Raw genomic sequence first — 26,350 nt, 5'->3', positions numbered from 1 at the left:
GGGTTCGCGGGCCAGGCACCGGCCGAGGTGCGATGATTCGGGCGTGACGATCTCCGGCGCGCCCGACCCCGAGGACGCCCGAGACCGCGCCGCCGCCGGCGCGCACGACGGCACCGCGGTGTCGGTGGCGGACGCGCCCCGGCCGCTCCCCCGCGGCTCAGCGCTGCTCGCGCGCCTCGACGTCGCCGCCGACCGCTTCGGCCGGCTCGAGCGGGCCCTCACCCGCCCGCATGTGCGCCGGCGGCTCGAGGTCGGGGCGCCCGTCGCGATCCTCGCGATCGCCGCGCTGCTGCGGCTCACCGCGCTCGGGCATCCCCACATCCTCGTCTTCGACGAGACGTACTACGCCAAGGACGCCTGGTCGACCTGGCAGCTCGGCTACGAGGGCGAGTGGGCCGAGGGCTCGGACGAGCGCTTCGAGGCAGGGGACGCCGGCGGGCTCACGGAGGTGGCCGACTACGTCGTGCACCCGCCGCTCGGCAAGTGGATCATCGGCATGTTCATGGGCGCGTTCGGCGTCGTCGACCCTGTGCTGTGGCGCCTGCCGACGGCGCTCGCGGGCATCGTGATCGTCGGCCTCACCTACGCGATCTCGCGCGGCCTCACCCGCTCGATCGCGTTCGGGACGCTCGCGGGGCTGTGGCTCGCCATCGACGGCTTCGCGATCGTGATGAGCCGCACGGCGCTGCTCGACACGATCCTCGCGATGTTCGTGCTCGCGGGGGCCGGGGCGCTGCTGCTCGACCGGCGCGGGTCGCCGACGCGCACCGTGCGGGCGATCGCGGCCCGCCGTCGCAGGTTCGGGGCGGCAATGTGGTCGCGGCCGTGGATCGTCGTTGCGGGCGTGCTGCTGGGCGCCGCCTGCGCGACGAAGTGGTCGGGCGCGGCGTTCATCGCCGCCTTCGGCCTCTGGACCGTCATCATGGACGCGCTCGACCGGCGCCGGGCAGGCTTCCGGCATCCGTGGATCGGCACCCTGCTCACGCAGGCACCCACGAGCTTCGTGCTGCTCGTGCTGCCCGCGATCGTCGTCTACGTGGCGAGCTACGCCGGCTGGTTCGACGGCGGCTGGGGCTCGCAGGCCGTGCTCGAGGATCCGGCGCTGCGCTGGACCGGCATGCTCGCGTGGGTGCCGCTCGGCCTGCAGGCGCTCTGGCGGTACCACGCGCAGCAGCTGGGCTTCCACGTGGGGCTCACCAGCGAGCACGCCTACGAGTCGCCGGCGTACCAGTGGCTGTGGCTCGGCCGGCCGACGGCGTTCGAGATGGGGACGGGCTCCGAGGGCACCTGGTGGATCACCGCCCTCCCCAACCTCGTCGTCTGGTACGCGGCCGTCGTGGCGCTCGCGTACCTCATCTACCGCCTCGGCAGGCACCTGGACCGGCGGGCCGGCTTCGTCGTGGTCGGCGTGCTCGCGGGCTACGCGCCGTGGCTCGCGTTCCCCGACCGCACGATCTTCTTCTTCTACGCGATCGTCTTCCTGCCGTTCCTCGTGATCGGGCTCGCGATCGCGCTGCAGGCGCTCGTGGGGCCGCGCTCGCGGCGGGCCGACGACGTGCCGACGGCGCTCGAGCTCGACCTCGCGCGCTCGATGGGCGAGGCGGACTGCTGGACGGCCGAGCGCGAGGCGCTGCAGCGGCGCGCGGCCGGCTGGGTCGCGATCTCGGCGATCGTCCTGCTGAGCGTCGTCGCGCTCGCCTGGTACGCGCCCGTCGCATACGGGATCGAGCTGCCGGCGGCGGAGGTCCGCTTCCGGTACTGGCCGCCCACCTGGCCGTAGCGGACGCTCAGCCCCTGCTGCTTGGCTCGACCGCATGGAGACCTGGGGGAAGCAGCGGCTGCAGGACGCGATCGTCGCCGAGCGGACGGCGCTCGCCGAACAACTGGAGGAGCTCGACGAGGCGCAGTGGTCGGCGGAATCGCTGTGCGATGGCTGGACCGTCGAGGACGTCGTGGCCCACCTGACCGCCGGCGCGACCGTCGGCCCGGCGCGCTGGATCGCGTCGATGCTCGCCGCCAGGTTCGACGACGCAGTGCACAACCGGCGGCGGCTCGAGGAGCGCCGCGGGCCCACGCCCGCCGCGACCCTCGCCCGCTTCCGGAGCGCCGCGGGCCGGCGTACCGCCGCCTCCGGGCACTGGCCCGCGTGGCTCGGCGAGGTCGTGGTGCACGGCCAGGACATCCGGATGCCGCTCGGCCTGCCGACGCCCACGCCCTCGGACGCCGCGGCGCAGGTGCTCGCGTTCTTCGTCGCCCGAGACTTCGCCGTCTCGAGCCGCAGCGCCGCGGCGGGCCTGCGCATGGAGGCCGACGACGCCGATCTCGCGCTCGGTGACGGCCCGCTCGTGCGCGGCCCGGCCGTCGCCGTCGCGACCGCGCTCGCGGGCCGCGCCGCCGCTCTGCCGTCGCTCACCGGCGACGGTGTGCCGGTGCTCGCCGACCGCCTCCGCTGAGCCCGCTGGCGACGCCGACACGACGACGCCCCCGCCGAGGGGCGGGGGCGTCGAGCGGAGCGAAGGTCAGCTGACCTCGGCAGGGTCGGCCGAGACGCGGCCGGCAGCGCCCTGGTCGAGCCCGTCGATCGCGGCGACGTCCTCGGCGGTGAGCTGCACCGACGCGGCGGCGAAGTTGTCCTCCATACGCTCGCGGCGGTTCGACTTCGGGAAGACGATGCGGCCCGACTGCAGGTGCCAGGCGATGAGGGCCTGCGCCCAGGTGACGCCGTGGCGCTCGGCGATCTCGCCGACGACGGTCGACGCGTAGTCGACCTTGCCCTGGCCGAGGGGGCCCCATGCCTCGACCTTGATGTCGTGCTGCGCCGAGAGCTCGGTGGCCGCGCGCTGCTGGAACTGCGGGTGCAGCTCGATCTGGTTCACGGCCGGCACGATGCCGGTCTCGAGGATCTCGGGCAGGAACCGCTCGTCGAAGTTCGAGACGCCGATCGACGTCGTGAGGCCCTCGTCGCGCAGCGACGCGAGCGTGCGCCACGTCTCGACCGGGCTGCCGTTCGCGGGCGTCGGCCAGTGGATGAGGTACAGGTCGACGTGGTCGAGGCCGAGCTTCTGCAGGCTCTCGCCGAGCGCCTCGCGGGCGGCGGTCTCGCCGCGGCGGTCGTTCCACAGCTTCGTCGTGACGAACAGCTCGTCGCGGGCGATGCCGGACTTCGCGAGCGCCGCGCCGACGCCCTCCTCGTTGCCGTAGATGGCCGCGGTGTCGATGTGGCGGTAGCCGGCCTCGAGCGCGTCGGTGACGATCCGCTCGGTCTCGGCCGGGTCGACCTTGAAGACGCCGAACCCGAGCTGCGGGATGGTGCGGCCGTCGTTCAGCTGGAGCGTGGGGATGGTCATGCTTCCTCCTCGATGGTGGACGTGTCCTCGGGCAGGTCTGCCTGCGAGACGCCCTCGACATGACGCTCGTCGGGGCCGACGTATTCCGAGAGCGGACGGATCAGCGCGTTGTTCGCGCGCTGCTCGACGATGTGCGCGGTCCAGCCGACGACGCGCGCCGCGACGAACAGCGGCGTGAAGATCGGCACGTCGAAGCCGATGAGCGCGTACGCGGGGCCGGACGGGAAGTCGAGGTTGGGCTTGATGGGCTTGCGCTCGGCCATCGAGCGCTCGAGCGCATCGTAGATGTCGAGCACCTCCTGCGCCTCGTAGTGCTGGACGAGGCGCACGAGCGCGGCGCGCATCGTGGGCACGCGGGAGTCGCCGTTCTTGTAGACGCGGTGACCGAAGCCCATGATCGTGCGCTTCGAGTCGAGCGCGTCCTGCATCCACGCATCCGCCCTGTCGGCGGTGCCGACCTCGCGGAACACGTCCATGACCGCCTCGTTGGCGCCGCCGTGCAGGTGGCCCTTGAGCGCGCCGATCGCGGCGGTGACCGCGGAGTAGAGGTCGGCGAGCGTCGAGGTGACGACCCGGGCGGTGAACGTGGAGGCGTTGAACGAGTGCTCGGCGTACAGCACCATCGACTGGTTGAACGCGTCGACGACCGTCGGGTGCGCCTCCTCGCCGAACGCCATCCAGAGGAAGTTGGCGGCGTAGTCGAGGTCGGCGCGCGGCGGCACGAGCGCCTGGCCGTTGCGGCGGCGCTGCTCGTACGCGACGATCGCCGGCAGCACGGCGTACAGGCGGAACGCCTTCTCGAGGTCGGCCTCCGGGTCGTCGGCCTTCGGGTCGTTGGCGCCGACGATGCTCACGGCGGTGCGCACGACGTCCATCGGATGCGCCGTCTCGGGCAGGGCGTCCATGACCTGCTTGACGTTGTCGGGCAGGGCGCGCAGCTCGCGCTCCCGCTCGCGGAGGGCGACGAGCTCGGCCTCGGTGGGGAGCTCGCCGTGCCACAGGAGGTACGCGACGGCCTCGAACGGCTGCGTGGCGGCGAGCTCCTGCACCGGGTAGCCGCGGTACAGCAGCGAGTTCGTGTCGGGGTTGACCTTCGAGATCTCGGTGGTGTCGGCGACGACGCCGGCGAGACCCTTCTTGATGTCGCTCTCGGCCATGGTGCTCCTCGGTGAGACAGATGGGGGCGTGCGCCGCATCGACCCTACGGCACGACGTCTGACAGGGCGGCCGTCCGGCGGCCGTCCCCGGAGCCGTCCAGGCGCACGCCGGTAGCGTCGCTGAGCGACCGCGCCGGGCCGTCGGGCCCGCTCTCCGCGCCCGACAGAGACGAGCCCCATGGCATCGCCCCAGCCGCCCGCCCAGCCGCCCGCACAGTCGCCCAGCCCGTCACCCGCTCCGGCCGCATCGTCGACCGCCCCGCGCCGCACCCCGGTCCGCCAGGTGCTGCGGGAGGTGACGGAGCCCGGCCTCGTGCATCCGGCCCTCATCCCCGGCATCGGGGTCGAGCGCACGGGGCGCGACTTCTCGACCGACTGGGGCGTCTTCGCCGCCGCGGGCGCCTTCACTGCGGGCATCGTCGCGTGGGGCATCCTCGACTCCGAGGGCATCGCGGCCGCCGGCAGCGCCTCGCTGTCGTGGGTGACCACGAACTTCGGCTGGCTGTTCGGCGCCCTCACGGTCGCCGTGACGGCCTTCATGCTCTTCGTCGGCCTCGGCCGCACCGGCGGCATCCGGCTCGGCGCCGACGAGGAGCGGCCCGAGTTCTCGACCGCCTCGTGGATCTCGATGCTCTTCGCCGCCGGCCTCGGCATCGGCCTGCTCTTCTACGGCCCGCTCGAGCCGCTCACCTACTTCCTCGAGCCGCCGCACGGCTTCGACGAGGCCGCCGGCAGCCCCGACGCGATGCACTCCGCGATGGCGCAGACGATGCTCCACTGGGGACCGATGGCGTGGGCGTACTACGCGCTCGTCGGCGGCGCGATCGCCTACGGCGCGTACCGGCGCGGCCGCTCGCCGCTCATCTCGGCGCTCTTCACGCCCATCTTCGGGCAGCGCACCGAGGGCTGGGTCGGCTCGGTGATCGACGCCTTCGCGATCATCGTCACGCTCGGCGGCACCGCCATCTCGCTCGGCATCGGCGCGCTCCAGATCGGGCGCGGGTTCGAGGTCGTCTCGGGCATCGGACCGGTCGGCAACGGCTTCATCGTGGGCGCGATCGCGCTGCTCACGTGCCTCTTCATCGTCTCGGCCGTCTCGGGCGTCAAGCGCGGCATCCGGCTGCTGTCCAACGCCAACATGCTGCTCGTCGTGCTGCTCGGGCTCTTCGCGCTCGTGACGGGCCCGACGCTCCTGCTGCTCAACCTCATCCCCGCCACCGTCGTCTCGTACGTCGAGGAGCTCGGCACGATGCTCGTGCGCAACGTGACGCACGGCGACGACGCCCAGGCCTTCCTCGCCTCCTGGACCACCTACTACTGGGCGTGGTGGGTGTCGTGGACGCCGTTCGTCGGCATGTTCATCGCGAAGATCTCGCGCGGCAGGACCCTTCGCGAGTTTGTGACCGTCGTCATCCTCGTGCCCTCGGCCGTGTGCCTCGCGTGGTTCACGATCTACGGCGGCACCTCGATGTCGATGGAGGCCGAGGGGCTCGGGATCGCGGACGCGGGCGCGCAGGAGGCCGTGCTCTTCGAGGTCCTCGCGAACCTGCCGCTCAGCACCATCACCTCGATCGTGGCGATGGCCGCCGTCGTCATCTTCTTCGTGACGGCCGCCGACTCCGCTTCGATCGTCATGTCGTCGATCAGCCAGCGCGGCAAGCCGGAGCCGACCACCTGGGTGACGATCTTCTGGGGGCTGCTGCTCGGCGCGACCGCGGCCGTGCTGCTCGTGGGCGGCGGCGAGACGGCGCTCGGCGGCCTGCAGTCGCTCATGGTGGTGACGGCGCTGCCGTTCGCGTTCGTCGTGATGGGCATCATGGTCGCGTTCTGGCGCGACCTCTCGACCGATCCGTACATGCTGCGCCACCGCTACGCGCGGACCGCGATCGCGCAGGGCGTGCGCCGAGGCATCGAGGAGCACGGCGACGACTTCGTCTTCGGCGCGAGCGAGGTGGAGGCCGAGCGGGGCGCGGGCGCGTGGCTCGACTCCGAGGATCCGGCGCTCACCGAGTGGTACACGGATGCGACGACCGGCGCCGTGGAGGTCGTGCCGGATGCGGCTGCCGCCGGGCAGGGCGGCGAGCGCGAGCTGCGGCCCGGCACGGAGCGGCGCGCGATCGAGGCGGGCGGCGCGGGCGGCGGCGACCGCGACGGCGGCGACCGGCCCGAGCGCGACGGGGCACCCGACCGGGGCTAGCGGGCCAGCGCCGGGGGCGGGCGGCGCGCAGCCGTCCGCATGCAGCCGTCCGCATCCGCACGTGGGCGAGGGGCCGGGCGCAGATGCGCGTCGGCCCCTCGCTCAGGTGCTGATCCGGCTCAGCGGCCGGCGGCCACCGAGACCGGGCGCGGCCGGGCGCGCGTGTACTGCACCGGCCAGGCGGAGCCCTCGGGCGCGCCGTCGAGCTCGGCCTCGGCGAGCAGCGCCCAGTGGGGGTTCCGCAGCAGGCCGCGGGCGATCATGATCGCGTCGGCGCTCCCCTCGGCGAGGGTCGCCTCGGCGAGCTCGGCGTCGTCGAGCATGCCGACGGCGGCGACCGGCGCGCCGGTGGCCTCGCGCACGCTCGCCGCGAGCGGCACCTGGTAGCCGGGGCCCACCTGGATCTGCTGGCGCGGGTCGAGCCCGCCGGAGGAGATGTCGAGCCAGTCGGCGCCGGCGGCGAGGGCGACGCGGGCGTGCTCGGCGGTCATGGTCTCGTCGATGCCGCCCGCGACCCAGTCGTGCGCCGAGAAGCGCACGACGATGCCGGCCTCCGGGGCGGCGGCGCGCACGGCCTCGACGGTGCGGCGCAGCAGCAGCGTGCGCTCGCCCCAGATGTCGTCGCGGTCGTTGACGAGCGGCGAGAGGAACTGGTGGATGAGGTAGCCGTGCGCGGCGTGCACCTCGAGCACGACGAAGCCGGCGTCCCAGGCGCGCTTGGCGGCGGCCGCGAAGTCGGCGACGACCTGCTCGACCTCCTCGGTGGTGAGCGCGCGCGGCGGCGCGTACGGGCCGAACGCCGCGTCGGTCGCACCGACCGCCTCCCAGCCGCCCTCGGCGACCGGCACGCTCCCCTGCCCCGACCACTCGCGGTACGTCGAGCCCTTGCGGCCGGCGTGCGCGAGCTGGATGGCGGGCAGCGCGCCGTGCGCGGCGATGCGGGCCGCGATGGGCGCCCACGCCTCGGCCTGCTCGTCCGACCAGATGCCGGCGTCCCACGGCGAGATGCGGCCCTCGGGGCTGACCGCCGCGGCCTCCGTCATCGCCACGCCGACGCCGCCGCGCGCGAACGAGGCGAGGTGCTCGTGGTGCCACTCGGTGGGCATGCCGTCCTGCGCCTCGCACGAGTACTGGCACATCGGGGCGAGCCAGACGCGGTTGCGGGCCTCGTGCTGGCCGATCCGGACGGGGCTGAAGAGCAGGCTCATGGGTTCCTCTCGTGACGTGGTCGGCGGCGGGGCCGCCGCGAGGGCCAACGCGCGGCGCCGCCGCGGGCTTCCCGGCCTCCCGCATCCCCCGTTCTCAACCGGGCTGTTGGTAGGCCGAAGGGATGATCCCCTCGCGCTACCACTGAGCCGGTTGAGACCAGGTGGCGGGGGCGGACGGGGCGGGGCGGTCAGGGCGCGCCGGGCACCTCGAAGTCGAAGACGCGCTCGTCGAAGGCGCCGTAGGCGGCGTAGTCGTTGAGCTCGTAGAGCCGGGCGCGCGTCTGCATGCGCGGCACCGCGCCGTCGAGCGTGCCGGTCTCGCGCAGCTCGAGGAGCTCCCGCTCGATCGCGCCCATCGCGATGCGCAGCAGCGACACCGGGTGGATGACGAGGTCCACGCCGACGTCGCGCAGCTGCTGGTGCGTGAACAGCGCGCTCTTGCCGAACTCCGTCATGTTGGCGAGGATCGGCACGTCGACCGCCGCCCGGATCGCCGCGAACTCCTCGAGCGAGGCCATCGCCTCCGGGAAGATCGCGTCCGCGCCGGCGGCCTCGAGCGCCTTCGCGCGGTCGGCCGCGGCAGCCAGTCCCTCGACGCCGCGGATGTCGGTGCGCGCCATGATGACGAGGCCCGGGTCGCGGCGCGCGGCCACGGCGGCGGCGATGCGCTGCACCGCCGTGTCGAGGCCGACGACCTCCTTGCCGTCGAGGTGGCCGCAGCGCTTGGGATTGACCTGGTCCTCGAGGTGGAGGCCGGAGACGCCGGCGTCCTCGAGCTCCTGCACCGTGCGGGCGACGTTCATCGCCTCGCCGAAGCCGGTGTCGGCGTCGATGAGGGTCGGCAGGTCGGTCATCCGCGAGATCTCGCGGCCGCGCTGCGCGACCTCGGTGAGGGTCGTCAGGCCGATGTCGGGCAGGCCCAGCTCGGCCGCCATGACGGCGCCCGAGATGTAGGCGCCCTCGAAGCCCAGCTCCTGGATGAGCGGCGCCGACAGCGGCGTGAACGCGCCCGGGAAGCGCTGGAGCGTGCCGGAGGCGAGCCCCTCGCGGAACGCCTGCCGCTTCTCGGCCGGCGTGCGGGTCGTGGAGAGCATCAGCGCGCCCCAGCGCTCGCGGGCGCGGCCATCACAAGAGCCCCCGCCATCAGAAGAGCCCCCGCGTCGTGCCCTGGTCGACCGTGCCCTCGGGCGCGCGCACCGTGAGCTCGCGCACCTCGTCGGCCGTCAGCTCCGGCAGGCGCTCGACGAGGCCGAGGAAGCGGTCGATCTCGGCGTCGTCGACGATGCCCTGCGCGAGCGTGCGCAGCTTCTGCACGTACTGCTCGCGGCCGAAGGGGCGCGCGCCGGCGGGGTGCGCGTCGGCGACGGCGATCTCGTCCTCGATCGTCTCGCCGCTCGCGAGCGTGACGACGATGCGGCCGCCGAACGCCTTCCGGTCGGGGTCGGGGTCGTGGTACCGCTCGGTCCACACCGGGTCCTCGACGGTCGTGATGCGGTTCCAGAGCTCGACGGTGTCGGGCCGGCCCGCTCGCTCGGGCGCGTAGGAGTCGACGTGGTGCCAGCCGCCGTCCTGCAGCGCGACCGCGACGATGTACGGGATCGAGTGGTCGAGCGTCTCGCGCGAGGCGGTCGGGTCGTACTTCTGCGGGTCGTTGGCGCCCGAGCCGATCACGTAGTGCGTGTGGTGGCTCGTGTGCAGCACGATCGAGGCGACGTTCTCGGGGTCGCGCAGCTCGGGCCGCTCGGCCGAGAGCTTGCGGGCGAGGTCGATCCAGGCCTGCGCCTGGTACTCGGCCGAGTGCTCCTTCGTGTACGTGTCGAGGATGCCGCGCTTCGCCTCGCCCGGGCCGGGCAGCGGCACGGTGTAGCGGCCCTCGAAGCCGTCGAGCAGCCAGGCGATGAACCCGTCCTCGCCCTCGTAGATGGGCACGGGGCTCGTCTGGCCGCGCATGGCGCGGTCGACGGCCTCCACCGCCATCTTCCCGGCGAAGGCGGGCGCGTGCGCCTTCCAGGTGGAGATCTCGCCCTTGCGGGACTGGCGCGTGGCGGTGGTCGTGTGCAGCGCCTGGCCGACGGCCTGGAAGATCGTCTCGGCGTCGAGGTCGAGCAGCGTGCCGATGCCCGCCGCGGCCGACGGGCCGAGGTGGGCGACGTGGTCGATCTTGTGCTTGTGGAGGCTGATGGCGCGCACGAGGTCGACCTGCACCTCGTAGCCGGTGGCGAGGCCGCGCACGAGCGCGCGGCCGTCGCGGCCGACGTGCTGGGCGACCGCGAGGATGGGCGGGATGTTGTCGCCCGGGTGCGAGTAGTCGGCGGCGAGGAAGGTGTCGTGGAAGTCGAGCTCGCGCACGGCCACCCCGTTCGCCCAGGCGGCCCACTCGGGGCTCACCCGGTCGTCGATGCCGAAGACCGCTGCGCCCGGCTCGTAGGGATGCCGCTGCGCCTGCTCGCGCGCCGAGACGACCGGCGGCCGGTTGAGGCTCGCGATCGCGACGGCCGCGTTGTCGATGATGCGGTTGCCGATCATCTCGACGACGTCGGCGTCGACCTCGACCGGGTCGACGGCGACCTGCGCGATCTTCCAGGCGAGCTGCTCCTCGCGGGGCAGGGATTCGGCACTCCGGTGTGCTCGGACCTCGTGGTTCTGCATGGTCCCGACCCTATCGAGCGCGGCTCCGCGGCCGGTCCGCGCCCGGGAGCCGCGGACCGGCCGGGGTCAGGCGTCGACGAGGCGCGCGAAGGCGATGAAATTGTTCGGGAACGAGCCGTTGCCCTGCCCGAGGTCGTCGCAGGTGATGAGCCGCAGCTCGGCGTCGCGCACCGGGTAGTAGACCTCGCGGGTCGGGAAGTCGTCCTTCGCGAAGGTGTCGAGGCGGTAGATCTCGAAGGTCGCGGTCGAGCCGTCCTCGCGCTCGACCTGCACGCGCTGCCCGACCTGCGCGTCGTGGAGCTCGAAGAAGGCGCCGCTCGCGTCCGAGAGCGAATCGACGTGGCCGAGCAGGATCGAGGCGCCGCGCTCGCCGGGGGTCGGCGAGCCGTCGTACCAGCTGGCCGGCGAGCCCTCCTCGCCGGGCGGCACCTCGAGCGTGCCGTCGCCCCGCATCCCCGTCTCGATGAGCGGGGTGTCGAGGCCGACGTCGCCGATGGTGACCCGGACGGGGCGGGAGGCGGCGAGCGGTTCGGGCGCCGCGGCGGTCGGCTCGGCGCTCTCGGCGGCCGAGGGCGTCGGCGCCGGGGACGTCGCGGCGGGCGGCTGCGCCTCGCCGGACGAGGCGGGCGTGCCGGAGCCGCCGGCGCAGGCCGAGAGGCCCACGCCGGCGGCGAGCACGAGGGCCGCCGCCACCGCGGAGCGGTGACGACGGCCCTGGATGCGCTGCATCATCGGTCGAGCTGGTCTCAGCCCTCGATGGTGGCGCGGCGACGCAGCATGTACACGCCGGCGACCGTGGCCGTGGCGAGCAGGCCGCCGATGGCCGTGATGCCGAGCGCAGCAGCCGAGCCGTCCTCGGCGCCGCCGCCGACGCCCGTGTCGACACCGCCGGCCGGAGCGGCCATCACGGCACCGCACAGGGCGGGCGAGGTCGCCGCGAGCGGGAGCTCGGGCATGAGGTCGCTCGGGCTCGTGCCGGCCTCAGGCTGGGTGGCCGGGTCGAGGCCGTGCACGACCACGACGGCCGTGCCGTCGGCGATCGCGTCGATCGTGGCGTGGTCCATCTCGAAGGTCTCCTCGTAGGAGATCGTGTCGCCCGCGGGCGCCACGGTCAGGTCGAGGCCCGCCTCCGGGCTCTTGTCGGCGTCGCCGACGGAGAGCGTGGTGCCGATGTCGCCGTACGACGGGCCGCCCTCGGTGGTCGAGATGATGCCGTCGCCGTTCTCGTCCGCCTCGTCGCTCGGGCACAGGCCCTGCGCGCCGATGTGGATGTGCTGCACGTGCGGGTAGGGGGCGCCGTCGAACTCGGCGGCCAGGCCGCTCGCGTTGATCGTCACCGTCGCGGTCGAGCCGTCGAGCTCGATCCACGCCTCGCCCGAGGCGCCGCTGTTGTTGATCTCGTCGAGCGTCGTCATGTACGAGCCCGAAGCGTCGTGAGCCATCGCCGGCGCTGCGCCGGCGAGCACCAGCCCGAGCCCCATCGCGGGGGCGGCGAGCAGAACTGCCTTGTTCTTCATGAGTGGGCCTCTTCCGGAGGTTCACGGGAGCAAGGGGTCTTGCGCCCTCGTGATGGTTGCTTCGGCGCGGTGATGGCGTCCGGATTGGACGGATCCGCTCCCGGCGTGTCGCAGGGTCGCGGCACAATCCGCGCGGGCGACCGTTCCGAAGCATCGGTGCAGGCACGGAGGCCGCCCGGGTCCCGTGCGCCCCGGAGGACGGACGTATCCCATGCCACGCAGCAGCATCCGCATCGCCGCGATCGCGATCGGCGCGCTCGTCGTCGCGGGCTGCACGACGACGGCTGCCGACCCCGGCGTGACGCCGATCGCGACGCCGGACGCGAGCCACACGATGCCCGACGGCTCCACGATGGAGGGCGCCGAGCACGGCGACCACCACGCGCAGGAGGGCGACGGCAGCGGCCCGAGCGCCGCGGCCGAGATGGTGTGCGGCGGGCAGGTCGACACCGCCGTCAAGCTCATCGTCGGTGCCCCCGACATGCCGGAGCCGTCGACCGCCTGGACCGCGCCCGAGTTCACGTGCACGTTCGACGTCGACGGCGCGCCGCTCGTGCTCGAGGTGCACGATGCGACCGACCCCGCCGAGGGCCAGGCGCACTTCGACGCGCTGCAGTCCGAGCTCGGCGCGGACACGATCGAGGGCCTGCAGGGGCTCGGCCTCCCGTCCTTCTCGACGCACGAGGGCGTCGTCGCGTTCCTCCGCGACGGCAAGACGCTGCTCGTCGACGCGACGGCGCTGCCGGCCGACGTCGGCGGCGACCGCACCCTCGACGGCGTCGCCTACGCCGTCGCCTCCGCGGTGCTCACCTGCTGGGTCGCTCACGACTGACCCGGCGGCGCCATCCGCGCGATCGTGACCGAGCCGTGATCGGATCCTCGGCACGCTCCCAGCGGCGTGACCTGGACTGCGAGCAGACGACGGAGTCCCCGGATCGGAGTCGCCATGCGCGCTCGCGCCCTGCTCGCCCTGCCCCTCGCGATCCTCGCGCTGACCGGCTGCGGGCCGACCGCGAGCGTGCCGCCGGAGCCCGTCGTGACGGACGGCTCGCAGGCGCCGAGCGCCGCGCCCGCCGGGACGAGCACGTCGGCCACGCCCTCGGCGAGCCCGGCGCCGAGCCTCTCGCCCGCCCTGCCCATGCCGCTCGCCGACGCGCCGCCCTGCGGCGACGGGGTCGTGCTCGCCGCGGCGATGGTGCCTCCCGAGACGCCCGGAGGCGAGGACTGGCTCGAGGCCGGCGAGGCGGAGGCCGGGTTCGCTCCCGCCGCGGCGCTCGACGGTCTCGGTGTGCTCTGCTCGCTGACGTTCCTGACCCAGCCCGACGGCGCCCAGGAGATGGCCCTGACATCGCAGGCCTACGTGCGCGGCGACGACGTCGAGGGCGCACTGCGGGCGTGGGCCGTGTCGGCCGGCGCCGTGCAGACGGGTGACGAGCCGCTCCTGCTCAGCATCGGCGACCCCGCGGATCCCGAGACCGCGGTGCTGGCGTACCCGCTCGACTGGCCGGCGCTCGGCGAGAACGACGTCGACTGGCACCGCGGCATCACCGGGCTCGACCTCGCACCGACCGACTGGGTCGTGGTCGGCGGCTGACCCCTACCGGCGGTCGACGACGCGCCGCAGGTAGTGGATGCGGTCGCGCATCTGCTGCATCGACGCCTGCGCCACGGGCGGCCCGCCGCACACGCGTCGCGCCTCCGCGTGCACGAGCGCGTGCGCCTCGCCGCGCCGCTTCGCGACGATCGCCACGAGCGAGTTGAGCAGCTGCCGCTCCTCGCGCATCGAGCGGTACAGCGGCTCGGGCGCCTCCTGGTTCGGCGGCCGGTCGCGGATGCGCGCCGCCTGCCGCGCGTGGCGGCGCTTCAGGAGGTCGGAGACCTCCTCCGGGTCGAGGAGGCCCGGGATGCCGATGAAGTCCATCTCCTCCTCGGTCGCCGGCTCGACCAGCTGGCCGAACTCCGCATCCCCGAAGAGCACGCGGTCGAAGGTCGCGCTCGACTCGAGCGGCTCCCACGTGAACGGGGCCGCCTCCGGGTCGTCCTTGTCGCCCTTCGCCGCCGCGTCCATGAGGTCGTCGTCGAGCAGCTGGTCGTCGTCGTGCTCGCGGTCGAGCGCGTGGTCGCGCTGCCGCTCGAGCTCGGCCGCGAGGCCCATGAGCGGCGGCACCGACGGCAGGAACACGGTGGCGACCTCGCCGCGGCGCCGCGACCGCACGAAGCGGCCGATCACCTGCGCGAAGAACAGCGGCGTCGACGAGCTCGTGGCGTAGACGCCCACCGACAGCCGCGGCACGTCGACGCCCTCCGACACCATCCGCACCGCCACCATCCAGCGGGAGTCGCCCTTCGAGAAGGCGTCGATGCGGTCGGAGGCGCCGGTGTCGTCCGAGAGCACGATCGTCGGCTCCTCGCCCGAGACCGAGCGGAGGATCTGCGCGTACTGCCGCGCCTGCGCCTGGTCGGTCGCGATCACGAGGCCGCCCGCATCCGGCACCGCCTGCCGCACGTGCGTCAGCCGCACGTCGGCGCTCTGCAGCACCTGCTGGATCCAGGCGCCGCCCGGGTCGAGGGCGGTGCGCCAGGCGGCCGAGGTGATGTCCTTCGTGTCCTCCTGGCCGAGCGTCGCCTTCATCTCGTCGCCCATCGAGGTGCGCCACTGCATCGTGCCCGCGTAGGCCATGAACAGCACCGGCCGGACGACGCCGTCGCGGAGCGCCGCGTCGTAGCCGTAGGCGTAGTCGGTGCTCGAGATGCGCACGCCCTGCTCGTTGCGCACGTACTCGACGAACGGGATGGGCGCGGTGTCGCTGCGGAAGGGCGTGCCGGTGAGCGAGAGCCGGCGCGTGGCCGGGCCGAAGGCCTCGAGCACCGCGTCGCCCCACGAGAGCGCGTCGCCCGCGTGGTGCACCTCGTCGAGGATGACGAGGCTCGGGGCTGAGGTCGTGATGCGCGCATGCACGGCGGGGCGCGCCGCGACCTGGGCGTACGTGACCGCGACGCCGTGGAACTGCCGCGAGTAGTCGCCGTGCGCGTTCGCGAAGTCGGGGTCGAGGCGGATGCCCGCGCGGTGCGCGGCGTCGGCCCACTGCTGCTTGAGGTGCTCGGTCGGCGCGACGACCGTGATGCGCGAGACCGCGCCGCGGCGGAGCAGCTCGGAGGCGAGGCGGAGCGCGAAGGTCGTCTTGCCGGCGCCGGGCGTCGCGGCCGCGAGGAAGTCCCGCGGCTCGGTGCGGAAGTACTGCTCGAGCGCCTCCTGCTGCCAGGCGCGCAACGGCTGCGCAGTGCCCCACGCGGCGCGCTCCGGGTAGGTCGGCGACAGGTGGTCGGCGGCCCAGGATCCGTAGTGGGCGTCGCCGCTCGCGTGCGTCGCCATGGCTTCCTGGGTCATCGCTGTCGAGGATAGGCGAGGGCGCCCACCCGACTCGCCGGGGATCCGCGCTCGGGGCTCCGGACGCGGGCGGCCGCCGCGCGGATCCGCGCCCGGCGGCCTCTCGGATCCGGGAGGCCCAGCATCCAGGGTCCGCGCCTAGGCTGACCGCATGCACTTCCTGCTCGGCCTCACCGCCCTCGTGCTGGGCGCCGTGATCGCGACCCGCCGCACGCGGCCCGGATGGTTCGTGATCGTCACGAGCGTGCTCGTCGGCCTCGGTGCGCTCTTCGCGATCCTGAGCTTCGCGCGCGTCACCGACGGCCTCGGCATCGTGACGCTCAACGTCATCGGCTGGATCTACGTGGGCCTCGCGCTCATCACGATGCTCTCGGCCGTGTTCGTGCTCGAGCGGCGCGGCCCGCGCGGCGAGGAGCTGCCCCCGCTCATCGGCGACAACCCGCTCGACGGCGACACCGACGACAGCGACGACCCCGCGCCGGGGACGGCGCCGGCGGGTGCTCCGGCGGGTCCGGGCCCCGGGGCCGCCGCTGCCGCCGGGCCGGTCGGCGCTGCCGGGCTGGTCGGCGCCGCTGGCGCGGCGGGCGCCGCCGGCGCCGCGGCCGCCGAGCGCGGCACGACCCCGCACGTCGAGGTGGCCGGCCCGCGCGCGGGCGACTCCACCGCCGCGCCCCTCCCCCACGACGGCGACCCGGTGCCGGATGCGCGCCTCGGCGCCGTGCCGGGCCAGGTCGGCGGCGCGGCGTTGCCGCGCACGAGCGACGAGGGGCTCCCGCCGATCGCGGTGGACGGACACGGGGAGCAGCACGCCCACGAGGCGCGCCACGGCCTCGACGACCACCACGGCCACCACGAGGGGCACCCGCACCCGACCGACGGAGGAGCGCACATGCACCACGACGAGCACGACGGCCACGGCGGCACCGCGCCCGCGGGCGGCGACACGGGCGGCCCGGAGCCGGTCGACGGCACGGTCGTCGTCGGCGCCGACCCCGACATCGCCACGCCCGACGGCGACGAGGCCATCCGCGCCGAGGCCGAGGAGGACCGCATCGACGGCCCCGCCGGCGCCGAGGACGACCACCGACCGGCCGACGACGGCAGGCACTGACCGCATCCGCGTCGCCGCGATCCGCGGGACCGTACGCAGCAGAGCGCCCGACCCCTCGAGGGGCCGGGCGCTCTGGCGTTCCGGGCTGCCGCTCCGGGCGGCACCCGGCCTAGGCCGAGTCCTCGCCCTTCTCGTCGACCTCCTCGACCCACGACGGCGGCTCGTCGCGGCCCGCGTCCTCGTCGGCCTCGGCGTCGTCGGCGGTCTCCTGCACGATGCCCTGCGCGTGGTGGGTGGGCGCGTAGATCGAGTAGAGGCGCAGCGGCTCGTCGCCGGTGTTGCGCACGTCGTGCCACGTGCCCTCGGGCACCTGGATCGACCAGCCGTCCGAGATCTCCTGCTCGAAGCTCAGGTCGTCCTTGTCGGGGCCCATGACGACGACGCCGCGGCCGGCGTCGACGCGCAGGAACTGGTCGGTGCCGTAGTGCACCTCGAGGCCGATCGCGCCGCCGGGCTCGATCGACATGAGCGTCACCTGGAGGTGCTTGCCCGTCCATGCGACGCGGCGGTAGGCGCCGTTCTGCTTCGTGGCGGCCTCGATGTCGAACGCGTTCGGCTCCGGGCCGTTGTCCGTGATGTCCATGCGGGCGATCCTGCCGCCGCGCGCTGAGCGTCCCCCGAGCGCCGCCCGCGATCGCGGACCCCTTCGCGCATCGGGGACCCTCACCTGCGGGTCCCGGATGCGCGAAGGGGTCCCGGATCCGGGAGCCAGAGCGATCGACGCGCTATGCGGGGCACCTCGTGCCTGTCGAGGATCGCCTCCAGCCGCTCCGGGCGCAGCACGTCGAGCCACACCCAGCGGGCGACATCGTGCTCGAAGCGCAGGTCGTCCTCGCGGTGCTTCTCGGCCGCGAGCGCCGACGCTCCGGAGCGCCCCTCACGCGCAGCGAGCTCCCCGTACTTCTGCATGCCGTCGAACTCGCCGAGCAGAGGACGCCGCCCCGGTCGACGCCAGCGGAAGTCGCCCCGCCACAGCCGTCCGCTCCCTCCGGCGACGACCGCCTGCAGCTCGGGCGCCTCGAAGCCGAGCAGCCGGATCGTGACGCGCGACCACGACTCGCCGACCGACTCCGCCGCGGCGTCCGCGAACGCGACGGCTGCCGCCGCTCTCGATCGTCCGGTCGGTCCCTGGCGGTCGAGCGCCGTGAGGATCGCACCGCGCTGCACGAGGCCCGCGTGCAGCGCCGCATCGATCGCGGCGACCGCGACGCGCGGCTCGCGACGACGGGCGACGTCCGCGAGCGCGTACGGCAGCGTGCACGCCCGGAGGCCGTGGACCGTGGTCACGTCCTCCGGATCCAGGTCGACGCGCGCGTGCTGCACGCCGGCCTTCAGCCCGGCGGTCCTGCGGTCGCCGGTCGTGAAGACGCGCTCGGGCTCCGCGCCGTAGGGGATGCCGTGGAGCGCGAGCGCCGACTCCCGGGCGAACATGGGCGCGCTTCGGGCCACCGACACCGCCTCGATCCGCGCGAGGTAGCGGGCCTCTCGACCGGCACCGACCAGTGCCGTCGACGGCGCGTACACGCCGCGTCGGATCGGCTCGAGCGCGGCTTCCCGCGCCGGGGCTCTGCGCGGGTCGTCCGCTCGGAGGTCCCGCGCTCGTTGCAGCGGCACGCGGTCGTCCCATGGCCCTTGCATGCAGCGGAGCATCGCATCCGGCGCCGCTTGCGCGTCGTGGCTCGACGCCCGCCTGTGGACGCGCCCGGCGTCACGCGCCGCCGTCGATCCGGGACCCCTCCGTGCATCCGAGACCCCCACGAGCGGGTCCCGGATGCACGAGAGGGTCCGCGGACCTCGGAGGCGGCGTCAGAGGGCCACCGCGGCGCGCAGCGGCGCCCCGCGCACGTGCGCGAGAATGGCGGGATGCGCATCGAGTACCCGGACCTGCCGGTCTCCGCTCGGCGCGACGAGATCATGGCGGCGATCCGCGACCACCAGGTAGTGATCGTCGCCGGCGCCACCGGCTCGGGCAAGACGACGCAGCTGCCGAAGATGTGCCTCGAGCTCGGCCGCACGAGCATCGGCCACACGCAGCCGCGCCGCATCGCCGCGCGCACCATCGCCGAACGCATCGCCGAGGAGCTGGGCGAGGAGCTCGGCGGCACCGTCGGCTACAAGGTGCGGTTCACGGACGTCGTGGGCGCGGACACCAAGGTCAAGGTGATGACCGACGGCATCCTGCTCGCCGAGATGCACCGCGACCGCGACCTCGCGGCGTACGACACGATCATCATCGACGAGGCGCACGAGCGCAGCCTCACCATCGACTTCCTCATCGGCTACCTGCAGCGACTCCTCCCCCGCCGCCCCGACCTCAAGGTCATCGTCACCTCCGCGACGATCGACCCGGAGTCGTTCTCGCGGCACTTCGGCGGCGCCCCGATCATCGAGGTGTCGGGCCGCACGTTCCCCGTCGACGTGCGCTACCGCCCGCTCGTGGCGGAAGCGATGGACGACGAGGAGGGCGACGGGCCGGCCGCCGATCTCGACCCGATCGACGGCATCCAGCAGGCGCTCGCCGAGATCGCGCGCGACGACAGCGGCGACGTGCTCGTGTTCCTGCCCAGCGAGGCCGAGATCCGGGAGGCGCAGCGCCAGCTCGAGGGCAGGCTCGGCGACCGCACCGAGGTGCTGCCGCTCTACGGCCGCCTGAGCGCCGCCGAGCAGCACCGCGTCTTCGAGCGCTCGAGCCGTGCGGGCATCCAGCGCCGCGTCGTGCTCGCCACGAACGTGGCCGAGACGAGCCTCACGGTGCCCGGCATCCGGCACGTCATCGACACCGGCACGGCGCGCATCTCGCGCTACTCGGCGCGCGCCAAGGTGCAGCGGCTGCCGATCGAGGCGATCAGCCAGGCGAGCGCCGACCAGCGCTCCGGCCGCGCGGGGCGCGTCGCGCCCGGCATCGCGATCCGCCTCTACGCGGAGAGCGACTTCGAGAAGCGGCCCGCCTTCACCGACCCCGAGATCCTGCGCACCAACCTCGCCGCCGTCATCCTGCAGGCGGCGACGCTCGGGCTCGGGCCGCTCGAGGAGTTCCCGTTCCTCCAGCCGCCCGACCCGCGCGGCCTCAAGGACGGCCGCGACCTGCTGCGCGAGCTCGGCGCGCTCTCGCCCAAGGGCGACGTGACGCGCATCGGCCGCGACCTCGCGCGCCTCCCCGTCGACCCCCGCTTCGGCCGCATGGCCATCGCCGGGCGGGATGCGGGGGTCGCCCACGACGTCGTCGCGATCGTCGCGGGCCTGACGATCCAGGATCCGCGCGAGCGCCCCGTCGAGCGCCGCGAGGAGGCGGACCGGCAGCACGCGCGCTTCGTCGACCCGACGAGCGACTTCATCACGATGCTCGCGCTGTGGCGCTACCTGCAGGAGCGGCAGGCGACGCTCTCGGGCAACCAGTTCCGGCGCACGCTGAAGGCCGAGCACCTCTCGTTCCTGCGGGTGCGGGAGTGGCAGGACGTGGTGCGGCAGCTGAGCAGGGCGCTGCGGCTGCCGAAGGCTCCTCCGGTGGTCGAGGAGCGCGCCGCCGGAGGCGGGGCGCGTCTCGAGACCAGGGTCGGGGATGGTCTCGAGACGGCCGCTGCGCGGCCTCCTCGACCAGCGAGGGGCACCCTCGCCGAGCGCGCCGCGGCAGCGGCCGACGGCGCCCCCGGCTCGCTCGCCACGAGCGTCGACGCCGATGCCGTCCACAAGGCGCTCCTCGCGGGCCTCCTCGGCCGGATCGGCGTGGTCGATGAGAGCGGCAAGCAGCAGCAGGCCCGCCCCGGGGAGTCGAAGCGCCGCCAGCGGATGCGCGCCGAGTACCTCGGCGCCCGCGGCGCCCGCTTCCAGCTGTTCCCGGGCTCCGGCCTCGCCAAGCAGCCGCCGCGCGCGGTCATGGCGGCCGAGCTCGTCGAGACCAGCCGCCTCTTCGCCCGCACCGCCGCATCCATCGACCTCGCCTGGGCAGAGCCGCTCGCGGGCGACCTCGCCAAGCGGCAGGTGTCGGAGCCGCACTGGGAACGCAAGCAGGGCGCCGTCGTCGCCTACGAGAAGGTGACGCTGTTCGGCGTGCCGATCGTGGAGCGCCGCCGCATCCAGTTCCAGCGCATCGACCCGGAGCACGCGCGGGAGCTCTTCATCCGGCACGCGCTCGTCGAGGGCGAGTGGGACTCGCCGCAGGAGTTCGAGCGCCGCAACCGCGAGCTCATCCGCGAGCTCGAGCGCCTCGAGGACCGCCAGCGCCGCCGCGACCTGCTCGTCGGCGACGAGGCCGTGTTCGCGTTCTTCGACGCGCGGATCCCGGCCGACGTCGCGTCGACGCGCTCGTTCGAGGGGTGGTGGCGGAAGGAGCGGGAGGCGCGCCCCGACCTCCTCACGATGACGCGCGCCGACCTCGTCGGCGAGGACGCGACGATCGACCAGCGCGCGTTCCCCGGCCGGTGGCGGCAGGGCGAGCAGCAGCTGCGCCTCACCTACCGCTTCGAGCCGGGCGCCGCCGACGACGGCCTCACCGTGCACGTGCCCGTCGCGGTGCTGCCACGGCTCAGCCCCGCCGGCTTCGACTGGCTCGTGCCGGGCATGCGCGAGGAGCTGCTGACGGCGATGATCAAGGCGCTCCCGAAGCACGTCCGCAAGCACGTCGTGCCGGCCGCCGACTGGGCGCGCGGCATGCTCGCCGACCTGCCCGCGGAGCCGGGCGAGCGCAGCCTCGCCGAGGTGCTCGCGGCCCGCATCGCCCGCACGGCGCACGTGCAGGCATCCGGCACCGACGTCGACATGCTGCGCGTGCCCGACCACCTCAAGCCGACGTTCGCGGTCGAGGACGGCCGCGGCCGCAGGCTCGGCGCCGGCAAGGACCTCGAGGCGCTGCAGCGGCGCTTCGCCGAGCGCAGCCGCGAGCAGGTCGCGAAGGTCGCCGAGCGCGTCACGAGCGACCTCGAGCGCGACGAGGTGGCCGGCTTCGACACCGACCTGCCCGCCCACATCGACGTGCAGCAGGGGCGCTCGCGGGTGCGGGCGTTCCCCGGCTACGCGGTGACCGGCAAGGGCCGCATCGGCATCCGGCTCGCGGCGACGCAGGAGGCGCAGGCCGCCGCGCAGCGCGAGGCCGTGCGGCAGCTGCTGCTCGCGCAGGTGCCGAGCCCGGCGCCGTACGTGCAGTCGAACCTCACGCAGGCCGAGCGGCTCGCGATCGGCTCGAGCCCCTACCCGTCGACGAACCGCCTCTTCGACGACCTGATGCTCGCGCTCATCGACGCCGAGCTGGCGCCGGTGACGGGCGTGGCCGAGTTCGAGGCGCTGCGTGCGCGGGTGGCCGATGGCGTCGTGGAGCGGATGTTCGCCCTGGCATCGCGGGTGGCCGCGATCCTGGCGGCGCACCGCGCGGCCGACCGCGCGATCCGCGAGGGGCAGTCGCTCGCGCACATGTCGGCGCTCGCCGACGCGCGCGCGCAGCTCGACGCGCTCGTCTTCGACGGGTTCGTCTCGCGCACGGGGCTCGAGCGGCTGCCGCGGCTCGAGGTGTACCTCAAGGCCATCGAGCACCGCGTGCGGCGGCTGCCCGAGACGGCGCACCGCGACCGGGTGTGGATGGGCGAGGTCGAGCAGGCGACGGCCCTGTACCGGGATGCGGGCGGGCAGCTGCCGCCCGCGGCGGACGCGCCGGAGCGGCTCGTGACCGCGCGGTGGCTGCTGGAGGAGCTGCGTGTGTCGCTCTTCGCGCAGCCGCTCGGTGCGGCCGGGCCGGTGTCGCTGCAGCGCATCCGGAAGGCGCTCGCGCCGGAGCCTCAGCAGTAGACGCTCGTGAAGCCGAGCGTCGCGAGCTGCAGGGCGGCCGCATCGGCGCGACCGTCGCGATAGGCCATGATGACCTCCTCGACGGCAGCCACGTCATCGAGGAGGCTCTGCGCGGGGCTGCGCACGCGGGCGACCTCGAAGAGGTACCTGACGCGCTCCTCGGCACCGACAGGCACCTGGCCGGTCGCCGCGTCCACGAGGACACCGCACGCATCCGAGAGCGCCTCCGCCCCCTCGGGCGTCGCGACGAGCTGCGCACGCGCATCGGCGGCCTCGCGGTAGGCGGCTGCCGCCGCTGCCCGCGCCTCCGCCAGCAGGGCGGCGACGCGGGCCTGCCGTGCAGCCGCGCTGTCGAGCGCCACCAGCGCGTCGGCGTTGGACTGCACGAGCGAGCGGATCGGTCCGCGCAGCGCCTGCTGCGTCGACGCGCACCCGCCAAGGAGCGACGACAGCGCCACGACGGCCGCCGCGATCACCAGCTGCCTGGATCGGACCGATCGAGCCATCGCACCTCCTCGTGCTGCGCCTGCGCGCACGCTACGCCGCGCGGACGCAGCGCGGAAGACCCGTGATCGGCCTCGGCCTCCGCCGACGCCGTCCGCCGAAGTCGTAGTGTTCTCTGGTGCGGTCGTATGCGGAGGTGCTGAGGGTCCCGGGGCTCGCGCGCATCATCGCGGCGCAGCTCGTCGCCCGGTTCCCCGCCGGCATGTACTCGCTCGGCATCCTCATGCACATGGAGCACGAGCACGGCTCCTACACGCCAGCCGGCCTCGTGCTGGCGGCGTTCTCGATCGGCATGGCGGTCGCCGGCCCCATCGTCACGCGGCTGATGAGCCGCTTCGGCACGGTGCCCGTGCTCTCGGTGACCACGATCGTCGCCGTGCTCGCCCTCCTCTCCATCGCCACGCAGCACGTGCCGCTGTGGGTCGACCTCGTCGCGGGCGCGGTCGCGGGTGCCGCGATGCCGCCGGTGACGCCGACGGTGCGCACGCTCTACCCGCGCATGGTGCAGCAGCGGATGCTGCAGCCGCTGTTCTCGTTCGACGCGGCCCTGCAGGAGATCATCTGGGTCTTCGGCCCCGTGCTGCTCGTGACGCTCGTCGCCACGCTCGGCACCGGCCCGGCGCTGCTCGTGACGATCGCGATCCAGGTGGTCGGCGGCGCCTTCTTCATCCTCTCGCCCGAGGTGCGCAAGCTGCGCATCCCGCCCACCTCCCGCAAGCTCGGGCGGGTGCTGCGGAAGCCCCCGGTGCTGCTGTCGGTGGTCGTCTCGGCGCTGTTCATCGGCGGCTTCTCGGCGGTCGAGGCGGGCATCATCGCGAGCTTCGGCGAGGGCGCGCTGGAGGCGGGGCTGATCCTCGGCATCTGCGCGCTCGGCTCGCTCGTCGGCGGCTTCGCCGTGGGGCATCGAGGGATCGGGCCGTGGTCGATCACGGTCCGGCTGTCCATCGTGCTCGTCGGCTTCGTCGTCGCGATCCCGCTGCAGGACGTCATCGGCCTCTCGGCCGCGCTGTTCGTCGCCGGCCTCGGCACGGCGCCCGCACTGGCGGCCTTCTCGGCGATCATCGCCGGCACCGTGAAGTTCGCCGACACCCCGGAGGCGTACGGCTGGATCGGCACGGGCCAGCTGCTGGGCGCAGCGGTGGGCTCGGCGGCAGCGGGCGTCGCGATCGACGGCACGGGCGGCGGCGTGGGCGGCGTGTACGTGGCCGTCGTGATGGTGGCGATCGCGGCGCTCGTCGCTGCCGTCTTCCGGCGCCACCAGCCCGACCTGCGCGAGGGCATCGGCGAGCCGCCGGAGACCGCGCCGGTCGAGCTGCCGCGCTGAGGCTGCGGCTGCCGCCGAACGGCGCCGCCCGCTCGATGCCGGGCGCTCCGAGTGGTCACTTCGCGCGATCGGTGGTCGCGTCGTGCTGGGATCGGTCGCTCCGTGCAGCAGATCGTGACCACTCGATGCACGAAGCGACCACCCATGCTGCCGCCACGACCGCAGCGCCGCACCCGCACCGCGCTCCCCCGCACGACGGATCCGCCCCGCCGCCCCGCGCTGGCAGAATCGACCCGTGCCCGAGAACCTCACGCTCCACGACGGACACGCGCTCCCCGCGCTCGGCTTCGGCCTCTACAAGGTCGCGCCGGAGGACGCCGCGGGCGTCGTCGAGGCCGGGCTCGCGGCCGGCTACCGGCTCGTCGACGGCGCCGAGCTGTACGGCAACGAGACGGAGGCGGGCCACGGCATCCGCCGCGCGCTCGACTCGGGCCTCGAGCGCACCGCGATCACGGTCACGAGCAAGGCGTGGGGCGAGGGCGACCAGTCTCGCGACGCCACCCTCCGCGCCTTCGACGCGAGCGAGCACGCGCTCGGCGCGGGCGTCGGCATCGACCTCTACATGATCCACTGGCCGCGCCCCGCCCGCGGCGAGTACCCGCAGGCCTGGCGCGCGCTCGTCGAGCTGCAGCAGCAGGGCCGCGTGCGCTCCATCGGCGTCTCGAACTTCACCGAGGAGCACCTCGCCCGCATCGTCGACGAGACGGGCGTCGTGCCGGTCGTGAACCAGGTGGAGTCGCACCCGTGGCTCCCGCAGCACGACCTGCGCGCGTTCCACGAGCGCCACGGCATCGTCACGCAGGCGTGGAGCCCGCTGGGCCGCTCGCGCGTGCTCGAGGATCCGGAGGTCGTGCGCATCGCGCGCGAGCACGGCGCGAGCCCCGCGCAGGTCATCATCCGCTGGCACCTGCAGCTGGGCGGCGCCGCCATCCCGAAGTCGTCGCGGCCCGAGCGGCTGCGCGAGAACCTCGACGTCGACGACCTCGAGCTCACGGCCGACGACCTGGTCGCCATCGCCGCGCTCGAGACCGGCGAGCGCACCGGCACCCACCCGGACGACCGCCAGTGAGCGACGCGCCCGACGGCCAGGCGCCGCCCCTCCCCCACGCCCACGCGGTCACGTGGGGCGTCGCGGCGCTGCCGCACCGCGGCCCCAAGCGCGAGCTCAGCACCGAGCGGATCGTCGAGGCGGCCATCGAGATCGCCGACGCCGACGGGCTGGATGCGGTGAGCATGGGCCGCGTCGCCGCGGCCGTCGGGTTCACCCCCATGTCGCTCTACCGCTACGTCACCGGCAAGGACGACCTGCTCCTGCTCATGTACGACGCGGCGAGCGAGATCGCGATGCCGTCGACGGGCGAGGGCTGGCGCGAGCGGCTGCGCGACTGGGCGGTGTTCGTGCGCGCGAGCTACGACGCGCATCCGTGGCTCGCCGACCTCCCGCCCTCGTCGACGCCGACGACCCCGAACCGCCTCGCGGTCGTCGAGGCCGGCTTCATCGCGCTCGAGGAGGTCGACGCCCCGGATCGCATGAAGCTCGCGACGCTCCTGCTGCTGCTCGGCTACATCGGCCTGTACGCGCGGGCGTCGAGCGACGCGGGCGTCGACGACGCCGTGCGCGCGGCGCTGCCCGAGCTCGTCACCGACGAGCGCTTCCCCGCGCTCGCTCCCGCCGTGCGCGCGGGCCTGTTCGAGGAGCCGGTGGCGGAGCCGGAGTCCGGCTTCCGCTTCGGCCTGTCGCGCCTGCTCGACGGCATCGAACGCTGGATCGAGCGCGCGGGCGCCGACGGCGACGACATCGGGCGCCTCCCCGCCTCGATCGTCGCCGACAAGCAGGTGCGCGAGGCGGCGAAGGTCGTCGACGAGGCGCGCGCGCGGCTGCGGCAGGCGGAGGCGAAGGCCGCCGAGGCCGTGGCGCGCGCGAGCGAGCGGCTGGAGGCGGTGGAGGCGAAGGACCGGGCCGCCGACGCGAAGGCGGCCGCGAAGGCGGAGGCGAAGGCCGACCAGCGGGCGAAGGCGGAGGCGAAGGAGCAGGCGAAGGCCGACGCGAAGGCCGAGCGCGCCCGCCGCAAGGAGCCCTCGAGCCGCTGAGGCATCGCCGTCGGGCCGCGGCCGCGGCGCGGCTGACGAGCGAGTCGTCGCGAACGTTGGGCTGTGCTTCTGCCGCCCGCGG

General features: G+C 74.3%; 21 protein-coding genes. 10 read left to right on the top strand and 11 right to left on the bottom strand.

What is annotated here, in order from left to right; genetic code table 11:
- Window positions 1–43: 43 nt before the first annotated feature.
- Entirely contained in the window at window positions 44–1,780 is a 1,737-nt protein-coding gene (locus IEW90_RS03850; protein ID WP_188716219.1) for a dolichyl-phosphate-mannose--protein mannosyltransferase, read from the top strand.
- A 34-nt stretch (window positions 1,781–1,814) separates the two neighbouring features.
- The gene (locus IEW90_RS03845) at window positions 1,815–2,453 is read left to right on the top strand and encodes a maleylpyruvate isomerase family mycothiol-dependent enzyme (RefSeq protein WP_188716209.1); all 639 of its coding nucleotides are present in this window, start codon (window positions 1,815–1,817) and stop codon (window positions 2,451–2,453) included.
- 66 nt (window positions 2,454–2,519) lie between these two features.
- Here IEW90_RS03845 and IEW90_RS03840 read toward each other — a convergent pair whose 3' ends face one another.
- Window positions 2,520–3,347 (bottom strand): aldo/keto reductase, encoded by an 828-nt coding sequence (locus IEW90_RS03840; RefSeq protein ID WP_188716207.1) that lies wholly within the window; start codon window positions 3,345–3,347, stop codon window positions 2,520–2,522.
- Window positions 3,344–4,504, bottom strand: coding sequence for a bifunctional 2-methylcitrate synthase/citrate synthase (locus tag IEW90_RS03835; protein WP_188716205.1), 1,161 nt, complete (start codon window positions 4,502–4,504; stop codon window positions 3,344–3,346). Before IEW90_RS03835 ends, IEW90_RS03840 begins: the two co-directional genes overlap by 4 nt.
- Before the next feature lie 178 nt (window positions 4,505–4,682).
- On the opposite strand from IEW90_RS03835, the gene IEW90_RS03830 reads away from it, so the two are divergent.
- Window positions 4,683–6,701 carry a BCCT family transporter gene (locus IEW90_RS03830; RefSeq protein ID WP_188716204.1) on the top strand — a complete coding sequence of 673 codons (2,019 nt, stop codon included), beginning with the start codon at window positions 4,683–4,685 and terminating at the stop codon, window positions 6,699–6,701.
- Between the two features lie 119 nt (window positions 6,702–6,820).
- On the opposite strand, the gene IEW90_RS03825 is transcribed toward IEW90_RS03830, so the two are convergent.
- The 5 genes from IEW90_RS03825 to IEW90_RS03805 form a co-directional block, all read right to left on the bottom strand.
- On the bottom strand, window positions 6,821–7,909 hold the full coding sequence (locus tag IEW90_RS03825) for an oxidoreductase (RefSeq protein ID WP_188716202.1): 1,089 nt from the start codon (window positions 7,907–7,909) through the stop codon (window positions 6,821–6,823).
- Window positions 7,910–8,097: 188 nt separating this feature from the next.
- Window positions 8,098–9,003 carry a methylisocitrate lyase gene (gene prpB, locus IEW90_RS03820; RefSeq protein WP_188716200.1) on the bottom strand — a complete coding sequence of 302 codons (906 nt, stop codon included), beginning with the start codon at window positions 9,001–9,003 and terminating at the stop codon, window positions 8,098–8,100.
- 49 nt (window positions 9,004–9,052) lie between these two features.
- Complete coding sequence (locus IEW90_RS03815; protein ID WP_188716198.1) at window positions 9,053–10,558, bottom strand: MmgE/PrpD family protein; 1,506 nt, start codon at window positions 10,556–10,558, stop codon at window positions 9,053–9,055.
- 66 nt (window positions 10,559–10,624) lie between these two features.
- Window positions 10,625–11,290 (bottom strand): sortase domain-containing protein, encoded by a 666-nt coding sequence (locus IEW90_RS03810; RefSeq protein WP_188716196.1) that lies wholly within the window; start codon window positions 11,288–11,290, stop codon window positions 10,625–10,627.
- 14 nt (window positions 11,291–11,304) lie between these two features.
- Complete coding sequence (locus IEW90_RS03805; RefSeq protein ID WP_229679472.1) at window positions 11,305–12,075, bottom strand: GVDTG sorting domain-containing protein; 771 nt, start codon at window positions 12,073–12,075, stop codon at window positions 11,305–11,307.
- Window positions 12,076–12,286: 211 nt separating this feature from the next.
- Here IEW90_RS03805 and IEW90_RS03800 point away from each other — a divergent pair, with 211 nt between their 5' ends.
- A complete protein-coding gene (locus tag IEW90_RS03800; protein ID WP_188716195.1) occupies window positions 12,287–12,907 on the top strand; it encodes a hypothetical protein in 621 nt (206 codons plus the stop codon).
- Window positions 12,908–13,021: 114 nt separating this feature from the next.
- On the top strand, window positions 13,022–13,669 hold the full coding sequence (locus IEW90_RS03795) for a hypothetical protein (protein WP_188716192.1): 648 nt from the start codon (window positions 13,022–13,024) through the stop codon (window positions 13,667–13,669).
- 3 nt (window positions 13,670–13,672) lie between these two features.
- On the opposite strand, the gene IEW90_RS03790 is transcribed toward IEW90_RS03795, so the two are convergent.
- Window positions 13,673–15,463 carry a DEAD/DEAH box helicase gene (locus IEW90_RS03790; RefSeq protein WP_373284705.1) on the bottom strand — a complete coding sequence of 597 codons (1,791 nt, stop codon included), beginning with the start codon at window positions 15,461–15,463 and terminating at the stop codon, window positions 13,673–13,675.
- A gap of 151 nt (window positions 15,464–15,614) precedes the next feature.
- Here IEW90_RS03790 and IEW90_RS03785 point away from each other — a divergent pair, with 151 nt between their 5' ends.
- The gene (locus tag IEW90_RS03785) at window positions 15,615–16,574 is read left to right on the top strand and encodes a hypothetical protein (RefSeq protein ID WP_188716191.1); all 960 of its coding nucleotides are present in this window, start codon (window positions 15,615–15,617) and stop codon (window positions 16,572–16,574) included.
- Window positions 16,575–16,683: 109 nt separating this feature from the next.
- Here IEW90_RS03785 and IEW90_RS03780 read toward each other — a convergent pair whose 3' ends face one another.
- Both IEW90_RS03780 and IEW90_RS03775 read right to left on the bottom strand, forming a co-directional pair.
- The gene (locus tag IEW90_RS03780; protein WP_188716189.1) at window positions 16,684–17,157 is read right to left on the bottom strand and encodes a cupin domain-containing protein; all 474 of its coding nucleotides are present in this window, start codon (window positions 17,155–17,157) and stop codon (window positions 16,684–16,686) included.
- Window positions 17,158–17,237: 80 nt separating this feature from the next.
- A complete protein-coding gene (locus IEW90_RS03775) occupies window positions 17,238–18,023 on the bottom strand; it encodes a hypothetical protein (protein ID WP_188716186.1) in 786 nt (261 codons plus the stop codon).
- 414 nt (window positions 18,024–18,437) lie between these two features.
- Here IEW90_RS03775 and hrpA point away from each other — a divergent pair, with 414 nt between their 5' ends.
- Window positions 18,438–22,349: an ATP-dependent RNA helicase HrpA gene (gene hrpA / locus IEW90_RS03770; protein WP_188716184.1), complete on the top strand. Its 3,912-nt coding sequence runs from the start codon at window positions 18,438–18,440 to the stop codon at window positions 22,347–22,349.
- Here hrpA and IEW90_RS03765 read toward each other — a convergent pair.
- Entirely contained in the window at window positions 22,340–22,855 is a 516-nt protein-coding gene (locus IEW90_RS03765; protein ID WP_188716182.1) for a hypothetical protein, read from the bottom strand. The two genes, hrpA and IEW90_RS03765, sit on opposite strands and share 10 nt — an antisense overlap.
- 134 nt (window positions 22,856–22,989) lie before the next feature.
- On the opposite strand from IEW90_RS03765, the gene IEW90_RS03760 reads away from it, so the two are divergent.
- The 3 genes from IEW90_RS03760 (at window position 22,990) to IEW90_RS03750 (ending at window position 26,268) form a co-directional block, all read left to right on the top strand.
- Window positions 22,990–24,177 (top strand): MFS transporter, encoded by a 1,188-nt coding sequence (locus IEW90_RS03760; RefSeq protein ID WP_308421852.1) that lies wholly within the window; start codon window positions 22,990–22,992, stop codon window positions 24,175–24,177.
- A 235-nt stretch (window positions 24,178–24,412) separates the two neighbouring features.
- Window positions 24,413–25,246 (top strand): aldo/keto reductase, encoded by an 834-nt coding sequence (locus IEW90_RS03755; protein WP_188716178.1) that lies wholly within the window; start codon window positions 24,413–24,415, stop codon window positions 25,244–25,246.
- Window positions 25,243–26,268: a TetR/AcrR family transcriptional regulator gene (locus tag IEW90_RS03750; RefSeq protein ID WP_188716176.1), complete on the top strand. Its 1,026-nt coding sequence runs from the start codon at window positions 25,243–25,245 to the stop codon at window positions 26,266–26,268. The genes IEW90_RS03755 and IEW90_RS03750 overlap by 4 nt, the downstream gene beginning before the upstream one ends.
- The last annotated feature ends 82 nt before the right edge of the window (window positions 26,269–26,350 follow it).

Origin of the sequence: Agrococcus terreus (assembly GCF_014645235.1) — a bacterium.
Taxonomy (GTDB): Bacteria; Actinomycetota; Actinomycetes; order Actinomycetales; family Microbacteriaceae; genus Agrococcus; species Agrococcus terreus.
Note: the sequence above shows the minus strand (reverse complement) of the source record. Positions and strands in the feature narration are given on the sequence as shown.

Excerpts from the sequence above, each read along its gene's own strand:
- IEW90_RS03845 (WP_188716209.1), top strand. The coding sequence starts at position 1,815 with ATGGAGACCTGGGGGAAGCAGCGGCTGCAGGACGCGATCGTCGCCGAG.
- IEW90_RS03780 (WP_188716189.1), bottom strand. The coding sequence starts at position 17,157 with ATGGACATCACGGACAACGGCCCGGAGCCGAACGCGTTCGACATCGAG.
- prpB (WP_188716200.1), bottom strand. The coding sequence starts at position 9,003 with ATGCTCTCCACGACCCGCACGCCGGCCGAGAAGCGGCAGGCGTTCCGC.
- IEW90_RS03835 (WP_188716205.1), bottom strand. The coding sequence starts at position 4,504 with ATGGCCGAGAGCGACATCAAGAAGGGTCTCGCCGGCGTCGTCGCCGAC.
- IEW90_RS03800 (WP_188716195.1), top strand. The coding sequence starts at position 12,287 with ATGCCACGCAGCAGCATCCGCATCGCCGCGATCGCGATCGGCGCGCTC.
- IEW90_RS03765 (WP_188716182.1), bottom strand. The coding sequence starts at position 22,855 with ATGGCTCGATCGGTCCGATCCAGGCAGCTGGTGATCGCGGCGGCCGTC.
- hrpA (WP_188716184.1), top strand. The coding sequence starts at position 18,438 with ATGCGCATCGAGTACCCGGACCTGCCGGTCTCCGCTCGGCGCGACGAG.
- IEW90_RS03815 (WP_188716198.1), bottom strand. The coding sequence starts at position 10,558 with ATGCAGAACCACGAGGTCCGAGCACACCGGAGTGCCGAATCCCTGCCC.
- IEW90_RS03790 (WP_373284705.1), bottom strand. The coding sequence starts at position 15,463 with ATGACCCAGGAAGCCATGGCGACGCACGCGAGCGGCGACGCCCACTAC.
- IEW90_RS03795 (WP_188716192.1), top strand. The coding sequence starts at position 13,022 with ATGCGCGCTCGCGCCCTGCTCGCCCTGCCCCTCGCGATCCTCGCGCTG.
- IEW90_RS03785 (WP_188716191.1), top strand. The coding sequence starts at position 15,615 with ATGCACTTCCTGCTCGGCCTCACCGCCCTCGTGCTGGGCGCCGTGATC.
- IEW90_RS03840 (WP_188716207.1), bottom strand. The coding sequence starts at position 3,347 with ATGACCATCCCCACGCTCCAGCTGAACGACGGCCGCACCATCCCGCAG.
- IEW90_RS03830 (WP_188716204.1), top strand. The coding sequence starts at position 4,683 with ATGGCATCGCCCCAGCCGCCCGCCCAGCCGCCCGCACAGTCGCCCAGC.
- IEW90_RS03805 (WP_229679472.1), bottom strand. The coding sequence starts at position 12,075 with ATGAAGAACAAGGCAGTTCTGCTCGCCGCCCCCGCGATGGGGCTCGGG.
- IEW90_RS03810 (WP_188716196.1), bottom strand. The coding sequence starts at position 11,290 with ATGATGCAGCGCATCCAGGGCCGTCGTCACCGCTCCGCGGTGGCGGCG.
- IEW90_RS03825 (WP_188716202.1), bottom strand. The coding sequence starts at position 7,909 with ATGAGCCTGCTCTTCAGCCCCGTCCGGATCGGCCAGCACGAGGCCCGC.